Source organism: Mucilaginibacter sp. P2_A5, assembly GCF_056404995.1.
This window is the reverse complement of the sequence record NZ_JBFUCY010000005.1, coordinates 155,476-167,178: the sequence shown is the minus strand read 5'-3', so window position 1 is coordinate 167,178 and position 11,703 is coordinate 155,476. Positions and strand designations below refer to the sequence as shown.

General features: G+C 43.9%; 5 protein-coding genes. All 5 read right to left on the bottom strand.

Translation table 11 applies throughout. The annotated features are described in order from the left end of the window. Positions 1–36: 36 nt before the first annotated feature. Positions 37–2,478 carry a beta-galactosidase GalA gene (galA, locus tag AC1DXF_RS06130; protein ID WP_477447177.1) on the bottom strand — a complete coding sequence of 814 codons (2,442 nt, stop codon included), beginning with the start codon at positions 2,476–2,478 and terminating at the stop codon, positions 37–39. Positions 2,479–2,560: 82 nt separating this feature from the next. Beyond that, complete coding sequence (locus tag AC1DXF_RS06125) at positions 2,561–4,648, bottom strand: discoidin domain-containing protein (RefSeq protein WP_477447175.1); 2,088 nt, start codon at positions 4,646–4,648, stop codon at positions 2,561–2,563. A gap of 13 nt (positions 4,649–4,661) precedes the next feature. Then, complete coding sequence (locus tag AC1DXF_RS06120) at positions 4,662–7,031, bottom strand: right-handed parallel beta-helix repeat-containing protein (protein WP_477447173.1); 2,370 nt, start codon at positions 7,029–7,031, stop codon at positions 4,662–4,664. A gap of 137 nt (positions 7,032–7,168) precedes the next feature. Beyond that, positions 7,169–9,211: a beta-galactosidase gene (locus AC1DXF_RS06115; protein ID WP_477447171.1), complete on the bottom strand. Its 2,043-nt coding sequence runs from the start codon at positions 9,209–9,211 to the stop codon at positions 7,169–7,171. Positions 9,212–9,504: 293 nt separating this feature from the next. Next, positions 9,505–11,703 carry a glycoside hydrolase family 3 C-terminal domain-containing protein gene (locus tag AC1DXF_RS06110; protein WP_477447169.1) on the bottom strand — a complete coding sequence of 733 codons (2,199 nt, stop codon included), beginning with the start codon at positions 11,701–11,703 and terminating at the stop codon, positions 9,505–9,507.

The window sequence follows — 11,703 nt, the reverse complement described above, 5'->3', positions numbered from 1 at the left end:
GTGATCTGTACTTTTTGAAGAAATAATATTTTAACCTTATTGGACTTTAATAACAACTTCAGCTCCTTTAAGGGTTTCGGAAGAGGCTTTTAACCGGATTTCCCCGGCCTGTTTATTTGATTGCACCAGCACCTGGCAATATCCGTTGAATGCCATCCGCTGGCTGGCTTTATCCGGTTCATGACTGCTGGGGTTACCGTTGCCTGTGCCAATGATTCTTCCCGGGCCTTCAATTGAAAACTTTACAAGGTTTGCCGAGGTAGGGACTACCCTTCCTTTGGCGTCTTTTAGCGCCACCTGAATAACGGCCACGTCGGTACCGTCAGCTTTAAGTAAGCTGCAATCGCTCTTCAAGGTTAGTTGTGCCGGAGCAGTTGTTGTTTCAACAATGTCCCTTGTTACCAAGTTTCCGCCTTTATAACCCCTGGCTTCAAGTTTACCGGGTTTATATATAAGGTTCCATATCAGTTTGGTATAAGGAGTTGTTTTTTGCCTGCCTATGCTTTTGCCATTGAGCAATAACTCCACTTCGTCGCAATTGGTGTAACAATGCACTTGTATGCTGTCTCCATCTTTGCCGGGCCAGTTCCAATGGGGAAAAATATGAACAACCGGTTCGTTTGTCCAGGCTGCTTTGTACGCGTAGTACCCATCTTTGGGGAAGCCGCATATATCCATAAATCCGAAATGAGATGTAACGCATGGCCATTGGTATGGTGTAGGCTCACCACGGTAGTCAAAACCTGTCCATACAAACAATCCTCCCAGATAGGGATATTTAACAATGTCTGCCCAGTCTTCACCAGGCAGCGGCCCCCAGTTTGGTTGCCACAACCCGAGGTTGGAGACATAACCTTTTCCCCAATCGTTCTGATACTCGCCACGGGTTGAAATGAAACTTGTGGACTCTGTACAAAACTCAACACGGTTGGGATATTTTTCATGATCTTTCACATACGCCAGCCCCTTGTCTCCATAGTTATATCCCACAACATCCAGCACATCGGCATACCCGCCTTCGTTCCGTCCATGATTCATAGCGGCGGTGACAGGACGCGTTGGGTCTATTTTATGAGTAATATCAACCAGTGTTCGTAGTATCCTGGCCCCGGTTACCGTACCTTGTATCCACTCTTCATTTTCCATACTCCACATAAATATCGACGGGTGGTTACGATCCCTGTACAACATGGATTTCAAATCCGCTATCCCTTCTTCAGAGCTGGACAACATGCGATTTTCGTCCAATACAAGTAATCCCATCCTGTCGCACATATCAAGCAGTTCCGGCGTGGGCGGATGATGGGAACAACGATAAGCATTGCTGCCCATTTCTTTGAGCAACTTTAATTTGTATTCGTTTATTTTATCCGGAAGTGCCACACCAATCCCGGCAAAATCCTGGTGGTTGCAAGTGCCCTTCACCGGGTAAAGCTTCCCGTTCAGAAACACCCCATTTCGGTTTATTTCGATTGTCCTTACCCCAAAAGTGGTTTCGTAATTGTCGATGACAATCCCGTTTTCGGAAACTTCAGTAAGTACTTTATAAAGATTTGGTGTTTCGGGCGACCAAAGCAAGGGCTTTTGAATAACTCCTTTTTGTGAAAGCTCAGCTGTGCTAAACGGCTCAATTACCTGCGACGAAGTTTTGGCGTCAAGCACCGCTCCTTTATTATCGACAATCTTAGAGACGAGCGTAATGTTTTTAGCTACGCCATATTCGTTTTTGATATTGGTTTTTACGTTTACAGCGGCTTCAGCGGGTGAAACTAAAGTTGTAGTAACATAGGTACCAAACCGGTCGACATGGAGCTTATCGGTTTTATTGAGCCAAACATGCCGGTAAATTCCACACCCCTCGTACCACCACCCTTCATATTCGGTAGCGTCAACCTTTACAAGAATAACATTTTTGCCTTCGTTGCCGTAGCGCAATACATCCGTCAAATCATAGTTTGAAGGCGTATAGCCGCTTTGATGGTTGCCCATGAGCTGGCCATTGACCCAAACGGTACTGTTCCTGAAAATGCCGTCAAATTCGATGGATACTTTTTTTCCTTTGTCAGTTTCCGGTATTTCAAACTCTTTTCTGTAAAAAGCTATCCCGCCCGGAAGATATCCGCTGACAGCCGGCGAGCTCCCGATTGATTTATCGTTAACAAATGTCCCTTCCACACACCAATCGTGCGGAAGATTTATTCCCTTCCAATCTTCGGGTTTGAACGTAGCTGCTTTATCAACATCGGTATAAGCAACAATGGCTTCTTTATTTGTTTCAACTTTGACATTGATATCTGTTAAACCGCCGTAACCGGCAGCTTTAACCGCCCGCTTGATAGCGATATCGCCTTTGTGGAACTGCCAGTTGAAGTCAAAATTATCCCTTGTCCTTTCCGATCCGGCATTTGACTTGTCCTGTGCTGTTACATTTAAAGCTAATAAAGCTGCAAACAAGAAAGCTATTCCCCGCAGTAGCATATTAAATAATTGATTATTAATTTGATTATGTCTATTCATCATTTAAATGGATAACCGGCTCCTCAAATGCCGGATAATAACATTAGGGCTGGCTTGTAATCACATCCACTTCGGCATATCCTGTATTATCGTTGCCTTCTGTATTTTTCAAAGCCTTCAATTTAATATAGCGCGCTTTTACAGCCGCAAAGTTTTTAATTTGCATCAGCGGGTTGTTTTTGATATTGGGAAACTCTCCTTCATCAACCAGTTTCCATTCTTTGTTGTCGCCTGATACGTAAAATTGATAGGTTGTAATTATACCGGGCCCCCATAAACCAGGATCGGGCAAATACCTGAAACCAGACAGGGTTTCTTCTTTTCCCAGGTCGATCACCAAATCAACGGGTATTTTTTTCTCTTTATCCTGGTGCCATACGGTAGACGGATCTCCATCTAAAATTGCGTTAGCCTTTTCGTCGCTTACTCCTAAAATTTTCCAATCCGTGCGGGGCAGGTCAAATTTCTCCTCAACTTCAGGGCTGCTTTTGCCCGTTGTAGCATCACCAGCAATTGCCTTTACATCCAATTTCCCATCTGTTTGAAATGGCCCGGTATATTTTTTTGAACCCGTAGTGGGTACATTTCCATCCAATGTGTAATAAACTACCGATTCCTTGTCTGCCGGGGTTATAATGATTTTACCGGATTGGTCCCTGATTATAGCAGGTGCAGTCAAAATCTGCGGCGCATCATAAACGCCAATATTGGAAATAAGAATACAACTTTTTGAATCCGTAATATTTAGCCGAACCTTTGTTGCCTTCACACTCGGGAAAGTAAGAATACGTTTGTACCCAATGGTTGTTGCGTTGGCTACTTCTTTCCAGTTACCGCCAACAAAGGCTTCAACTTTGAATGCTTTCACCCTCTGTCCCAACCTGATGTACTCCTGCACCAGGAAACGATTGAATGTAGTCGGCCTGCCCAAATCGATAGTCAGCGATGCTGTTTTTACATGATCGTCTGTTGCCCAATAAGTGTCTTCATTATTATCAACAGCCTTATCCGCGCCAAAAGCTTTATTGTTGCCACGAACATTGGAAGTAGTTGTTTTCTTTATTTTAGCCAGATCTACTGCGAAGACTTCCTTAACTGCTTTGCCAAATTCCGAAGCTACTTTTTCGTCTCGTTCATTGATCAAACCATTGGGCATGATAGGGAAGTTAAGCAGGAAAGTAGCATTACGGCCAATGGAGTGATAATAAGTCTCCATCAGTTGGGGTAACGTTTTTACCTTAGTATCTTCACCGGGATGATAAAACCACTCCGGCCTGATAGAAGTATTTACTTCGGCGGGAACCCATGCGTTACCGTTTTCTAAACCATGATGTAACATATCCCAGGTTACTTCGCCTGTAGCATTAAGCAGGCTCCAATTGGTTTCACCTACATAACCGGACTCCGTTCCAACCCAACGAAGATCGCCCCTGTCGCCGCCATCGTTCCAGATTACGCAATTTGGCTGTAGTTTATGAATAAGCGCATAAGTATTCTTCCAGTCATAGTAGGTCGTCCGGTCAATAGTACGGGTTTCATTGGCACCACCGTAATAGCCCGACCCGCCATTAGCACCATCAAACCACACTTCGAAAATGGGCCCATAGTTAGTCAGTAGTTCAGTAAGCTGATTCCTGAAATAGGTAATGTATTCCGGCTTACCATAATCCGGACTGTTTCTGTCCCAGGGCGATAAATAAATGCCCAGTTTCAAACCATATTCTTTACAGGCGGCGGCCATTTCACGTACCACATCTCCTTTGCCATTTTTCCATGGCGAATTTTTAACTGAATACGCCGTATATTTTGATGGCCAAAGGCAAAAACCGCAGTGATGCTTTGCGGTAATGATGATTCCTTTCATACCCGCTTCTTTGCAGGCCCGCGCCCATTGGTGGCAGTCCAGATCCTTTGGATTAAACAAATTCACATCTTCGTTACCAAATCCCCAGGATTGATCAGTGTAGGTATTCAATGAAAAATGCACAAATGCATAGGATTCCATTTGTTGCACACGCAGTTGGTTACTGGTTGGGACCGGGCCAAATGGTGTAGGCGCGCTATTTTGAGCACTGCAAAATACTGTTGAGCATAAAGAAAAAACGATTCCCAGGAAAAAATTTCTATTCATAAATTCGTATTTATTACATGTTTACTTCAATCTTTTGCTTCAACTGGTGTTGGTTGCGAAAGATCATTATTTCGGTATTTTTCCCGGTAACCGTGCCCCGGGCTTCCAGCAGATCTATAAGGTTGTTAACCTGCCTGCGATTAAAAGTCAATATCACATCATTGGCCTGAAGAAATGCCGATGCAGCCGATCCATGGGCAACTGAGAGCACCAACACACCTCTGATCTGATCCATGCCTGTTGCAGATTGCTCGCCAGCTGTGCCCAGGTTTTTGACCCTGGCACCCATGAAATCTATTGCATCATCTTTGCTTAAATTACCGGTTACTACAATTGCCGGGAAGATTGGCTTTTTGGCAATGGCCTTCAGCCGCACGGAAACCACACCGAAACTATCCATTGCGAAGTTTTTGAAACCGACGGACAACGCAGCAGCACCTTCTTTCACGCGAAAATCTCCTTCCCGCGGATTTTCAAAGGTTATAGGCCCGCGCACCGAATGACTATCCGTTCCGCGCAAGCCCGCTTCAGCCAGTGAAGCAGAATCAGGAAAAGCGTTGTAATCAACCTCTTTTCCCCATGCCGAAATCCCGATAGGCAAGTATCCTGTTCCAACAATATTATGGCGAAACACGTCGCCGCTGTTCTTAAACCATACATGGGGGTGAAAAGTATTATTAACCATGATATTGTTTTCAACAACGCGGTTTACGCCCTCCCTTAGCTTGATACCTCCGTTTAAACACAGGTTATTGTAGATAAGGTAGTTGCTGGATCCGTCATCCAGGTCAATATCCCAACCGTGGTCGCAGCGGAACCTGTTATTACGAAGCACAATCGGCTTTACAACATCAAGGAGTGCTATGCCGGGATTTTCGGCAACAATTGAATCAAGTTTTTTCTTATCGGCCTGCCAGTAACGGTCGCGGCCCCAGGAATTAAATGAACCATGGTCTCCGGTTTCTTTTACGGTATTGAACACGTCGTTATATTCAATGATATGCCCTCCCCAGGTTCCTTCACTTACGTTTATACCGGCGCGGGGCACATCGTAAATGGTATTGTGGCTTACCGTGATATCCTGGCACATAGATAGCTCCACCCCGGTTGATTGTTTTTCTACGTAACCGAGGTTAAACATCAGGTTATCATAAACTTTACAGTCTTTTGGATAGTTGTTTGTTTTAGGCCCGGGTGTACGGTCTATTTCTGTCGGTGGTATGTACTCGTTATATTCAAAGCTGGGCGAACGTACCGCACCCGGATCGCCAACAAAACAAATGCCGCTTGCACCGATTTCGGAAATCTGGCACCCGGACACTTGACAGCCGCGGTTGTACTTATTAAAAAAAACAGCGTTGCCACCCAGATTATGCAGAAGGCTATTTTCGAGGCGGCAATGTATGGCACCTTCGAATAATACTGCCCCGCCCCGGTAAATCGTCCAGTCACTGCGCAGCAACGGCTCCTTGTTTTGCATAAAAGTGCGTGCTGTTTCCGTCAACGTCAGTCCGGAGATCGTAATATTTTTAACCGGCTTTTCTTCCGTCCCCCTGAATTCAAATAAATGGGCAATCTGCGGTTCTTCAAACCTTGCAGTCTTTAAATCAAGGCCTTTAGCAGGGAAATAATATAAGATTTTAGTCTTTTTGTTATAATACCATTCGTTGACGGTATCAAGCTCTTCAAAAACATTCTCAGTATAACGATATTTTTCATGCATGCCCGAACGCCGGTTATTTTGCCAGCCCCCTTCCAGTATAGGTTGGCCGCTGGTGTCTTTCCCCGTAATGATATAATGAAAATCGCCCCACCTTGCACTATGCAATGCATGTACATACCCGCCGGCGGGCGACTTCCATCTTTCAGCACGTTCTTTGCTAATGGCATCTGCTGCTGTGCCACTGAGAATCTGCGCCGAAGGGTCATAGTTCGGGTAACGGGCCATGTGCTGTAATTTTCCGTTCACCAACAGTTCATCAAAAACAAAGTCATGACCAATCTTAGCCTGCCAGATACCATTTTTGTATGCTGTCCAATTCAAGCCGTCTAATTTAGCGCCGCCGCTTATGATAACCTTCTGATGGCCAACAGTCGTCAACACCAGCGATTCGTTATCCTTTCTGGAGTCAGCAGAACTGAACACAACAGGATCGCTCAAATAATATGTACCTCCGTAAAGCCTGATGAAAACGGCGCCGGAAACTTTCCTCGCCACTCTCAACGCACTACTTATAGAGGCTAACGGTTTGCTTTTAGTACCCGGATTATTATCATTTCCGCTGACGGAAACATATATATTTGTTTGCGCGTTGCTGCCAACCGGCCATAAAAACGCAGCAAATAAAACCGCTGTTATTATTAAGTCCTTTACTTTTTGCATTTAGTGCTGTTTAAGAATTACCCCATATGGTGACATTGCCCAGTCACACCTTTTTAACCCAATATTTTATATACTCAATCGATTGCAGGATATATTCAATTATCATTTTTGGTTATTCAATATACCAGGAACAAAATCTATTTTATTTCTATAAACTCCGGCTCGTACGGTGCAATAGTAAAATTGCCGGTATAACTTTTGTCAAAAAGAATACTCTGCGATTTCCCATTCATTGGTATTTCTTTTGGTTCTCCCGTCACGTTCAGGTATAAAAAATGGTTTTTATCAATCTGCCTTGCCATAACGCCTGCGGGAACCTGTGACCCCTTTTTAATACCCAGTTCATCTATTAGTTTATCAAGCAACGGACCTAATACCTCGCCACTTGCAGGCAAGCCGACATAAATTGCCCTGCCTTTGCCGTACTTGTTAGAAGTAATAATCGGATAATCTTTATCCAGGCTGGTTATACTTCCAAGAATTTCGGCTCCCTTAGATTCCATAACGTCAAATCGGGTTGATTCAGCGCCAATAGTTTTCCCATTGTAATTCAGTTCAATTTTTTTGCCTCTCAACGATGTGCGGGATATTTCGTTCATCTGCTCTGTTTCTTCATAACCGGCTACCCGTATTCCGAACACATCGCTTAAACGCCCCGGATGGGTGGATGCAAATACTTTCCCGGTTTCGTCAACCACGGCAGAATTACTTGTCATCACAACAGTGCCGCCATTTTTTACAAAATTTCTGATTTTATTGGCAGTTATTTCATCCATTACAGTTACGCCCGGCACAAAAAGTAATTTATACTTTAATGAGCTCTTGCTGATCTCCAAAATGCGGGAATCCATATTGCGGTAATGGAACAAATTCCAGCAGCTCTGTAACTGTTGGTCCTGCACCTCGGGAAACGAACTGCTGGCTATCTGACTTGGAAAGGAGAATGCTAAACCAACTTCCGGGCTGAGCTTGTAGGGAAAGTATTTTTCGATCTTTTTAAACTCGGTGGCTATCTTTTTGTATTCCTCATATTTACGATTGGGAACTCCGTCCCAATCAAGCATCCCTTCCAGATATTGCTCTTCGCCCGACCACATACTTTGCCAGGTCCATCCGCAAACCATTTGATTGCCGTACATTAGTGTAGCATAGGCCGATTTTCTGATCGAATTAGGAACCGCCGTCATTGTTGTAAACTCACTGCACCAGAAAGGGTTTGTACTTTCAAACTGGTTACGGGAAATTACAAAGTTGGCGTTCATAACACCCCAATTGGTGGTTAATGAGTTTCCGGGATAGTAGCCGCAACCCTCGCGGGCCATTTTCCCTGAATAGGCAATTTCCGAATAGTCAAAATATCTCATCCAGCTAAAGTACCAGGCATTGGTGTTGGTAAGTACACCAGGGGCATTGGCATTAACCTTGTCGAGTACCTTGAATAAAATCTGGTTAACTTCATCTGAAATAAAACGCCTGAAATCTAATATTTTCTCCGGGGCGCCATTTTTCTCGCCGGCCACGGGTAGCCCAACTTCGTCAAATTCGTTAATCCTTCTTGACCAACGTTGTGTAGCCCATGCTTTGTTAAAATTATCAATGGTAGCATACTTTTTGGTTAACCAAACAACAAACCTTTTCCTCACAGTTTCTGAGTATGAAATAGGGCCATCACCAGGTTCGTTATCAACACCAAAAGCTAACAGGGCCGGGTGTTTAGCGTAATGTTTTGTAAGTGTATCCGCATAGCGTACGGCGTATTTCTGATACATCGGATCCCCTACATCATCCATGTAGCGATGATTGGGGTATTGCGCATTACCCCCCGGGCTGGTAACATCAATTGAGGGATACTTGTGGTGCAACCAAACTGGCGCCGGACGAATAGCGATATCAAGGATCACCTTAATCCCTGCTTTATTCATCATATCCATCACAAAATCAAACCATTTAAAATCAAACTTACCTTCAGAAGGTTCATAACTGTCCCAGGCCAGGTGCCCCATCCTAACCGCCCTGAATCCGGCGGCCTTCATCAACGCGATATCTTTTTTTATTTTTTCCTGGTCTTTATCATCATGTGGATGATAATTGGTGCCGACATATAAAGTTTGAGCTTTAACCGACAAGACAGCCAGCAATAGCGTTGAAACTATCAACAGCTGTTTGATTTGCATTTTCATTTATTTAACTGATATTTTTATTGTTTTGAAATATTACGTGATGAATTACCTAACTGCAGAATAAATTCCTTTGTTATTTGTTTAGCAGGGCTCAGCAAATCCAGACAGGAAGAAGCAGCAGTCAATGTTTGGTTCCCCACTTAATTCATTATAAGGAATTGATAATTGGTGAGTCAAATTTAGCTTAAAGAATGCCCTAATGTTTAATTTAAAGGGACTTTATTTTATACAAAACCGACATTTGTTTATTAATTGAAAGTTGTTTCTGACTATGACAGTATCCAGATTGACGCTTATTTAACGGATATTTTTACTGTTTTTAAAAGATTACGTGATGAATTACCTATTTGAAGAACAAATTCGCCGGCTTCAACTTTCCATGCTTTTTTTGTTTCGTCATAAAAAGCCAAATCACCGACTTTTACATCCAGTTCAACTGTTTTAGTTTCGCCAGGTTGCAGAAAAACTTTTTCGAAAGCCTTCAATTCCTTTTCAGGACGCAAAACCGAACTAACAGGGTCGCTTACATACAATTGCACAACCTCGGCACCGTAACGGCTGCCTGTATTTTTGATTGTGAATTTTGCGTAGATGATATCATTCTCTTCATAGATCTTCTTGTCCGTCGAAAAACTGCTGAGTACGAAACCTGTGTATGAAAGCCCGTATCCAAAAGGAAACTGGGGCTGGATTTTCTTACTATCAAACCAGCGGTATCCCACCAAAATATCCTCCTCGTAATTTACCTTCAAATCTTTTCCGGGAAAATTACCCAAAGCATGGGCCGGCGACTGATCAAGCGTTACAGGTAATGTAAAAGGTAATTTACCGGATGGATTCACCTTGCCACTTAGTATATCTGCCACCGCATTGCCAGCCTCCATGCCACCATACCACGACCATAAAATAGCAGGTACCCGATTAACAACGCCCGCTAATTTTACAGGCGAACCCGCTATTATTACCACGGCTGTGTTAGGATTGACTTTTGCCACTTCCTGCATTAAAACTTCCTGTCCATAAGGCAAATCCATATTTTGTTTGTCGAAAGATTCGGTATCAAAATCATGGTTTAAGCCTCCGAAAATGATAACCACATCTGATTCCCGGGCAACTTTTACAGCCTCTTCAATCAATTTCCAGTCAACATTATTCGAATTTTCCTGGCCCCTGTTGCTGCCTTCTTTGAAAGTAGATTGTTTTTCGTACCCCTGCGCAAAGTTTATTTTTATGCTGGCGCCGAACTTTTGCTTGATTGCCTGTAAAGGGGTTATTTCATATAATGCTTTTATTTCTGAGCTAAGCCCCGCCCCGCAATGTTTCCGGGTAGCATTATCACCAATAACCGCAATCGATTGTATTTTTTTAAAATTGAAAGGAAGAATATTGCCTTTGTTTTGAAGTAATACCGCGGCTTCGGCAGCAGAATTGTAAGCCGCCTTTTGATGCTCCGGTGTATTCATTTTTCCCTTTTCGCGGTTACCTTCGTCAAACATCCTGGTTTTGAACATTACACGCAGCACATTAGCAACTTTTTCATCAACTACCGATACCGGTACTGTTCCTTCTTCTACGGCTTTTATTAACGGATTAGCAAAATACCATTCGTTGTAATCTTTTATATCGGTGCCCATTTCCAGGTCGAGCCCACTTAACGCGGCCTTTACCGTGCTATGTGCCGCGGCCCAGTCGGTCATCAACACGCCTTTAAATCCAAATTCTTTCCGCAGGATTTGCCTGTTGAGATATTCGTTTTCCGAACACCAGTCACCCCTGAATTTATTATAGGCAGCCATAACGGTGTAAGCTCCGCCCTCAGTGACAGCCGCTTTAAAACCGGGTAAATAAATTTCACGAAAAGCCCTTTCGCTTACTTGTACATCGACAGAGTCGCGATGCGTTTCCTGATTGTTGGCTACCCAGTGTTTTACACTCACCGCAACGTCTTTTGACTGCAGTGCTTTGATGTAAGCAACGGCCATCCTCGAAATAAGAAAAGGGTCTTCACTCATGTATTCGAAGTTTCGGCCCCCAAGTGGCGAACGGATAATGTTGATGCCAGGCCCAAGCAGCACATCTTTTTTCCGGAACCGGGCTTCCTCGCCTAATACAAGTCCCTGTTTTAAGGCCAGTTGAGGGTTCCAGGTTGCCGCAAGGGCTGTTCCCGGAGGAAAGCAGGTTGCCGAATCAGTTGTCCAGCCCGAATAAGCCCAGTCGTTCCTGTTAATTTCGGCGCGTACGCCATGCGGCCCATCACTCAGCGCCAGTTCGGGGATACCTAACCTCTTTATCCCGGATACATAAAACTTGGAATTGGCATGTAACAGGCCCACTTTTTCCTGCAAAGTCATCTGGCTGATGAGGGAACGGATTTTTTCTTCCTGCTTGCTATTATTAAGACTTTGCTGTGCATTTGCCGCTCCTGCTGCCAGCAGTATAAAAAAAAGCGCAAAGCATGTCCTTACAGCTATTTTTGGTTTCAATATCTTCAT

Bases quoted from the DNA above. Each gene is read 5' to 3' on its own strand.
- galA (WP_477447177.1), bottom strand. From the start codon at position 2,478: ATGCTACTGCGGGGAATAGCTTTCTTGTTTGCAGCTTTATTAGCTTTA.
- AC1DXF_RS06125 (WP_477447175.1), bottom strand. From the start codon at position 4,648: ATGAATAGAAATTTTTTCCTGGGAATCGTTTTTTCTTTATGCTCAACA.
- AC1DXF_RS06120 (WP_477447173.1), bottom strand. From the start codon at position 7,031: ATGCAAAAAGTAAAGGACTTAATAATAACAGCGGTTTTATTTGCTGCG.
- AC1DXF_RS06115 (WP_477447171.1), bottom strand. From the start codon at position 9,211: ATGAAAATGCAAATCAAACAGCTGTTGATAGTTTCAACGCTATTGCTG.
- AC1DXF_RS06110 (WP_477447169.1), bottom strand. From the start codon at position 11,703: ATGAAGATATTGAAACCAAAAATAGCTGTAAGGACATGCTTTGCGCTT.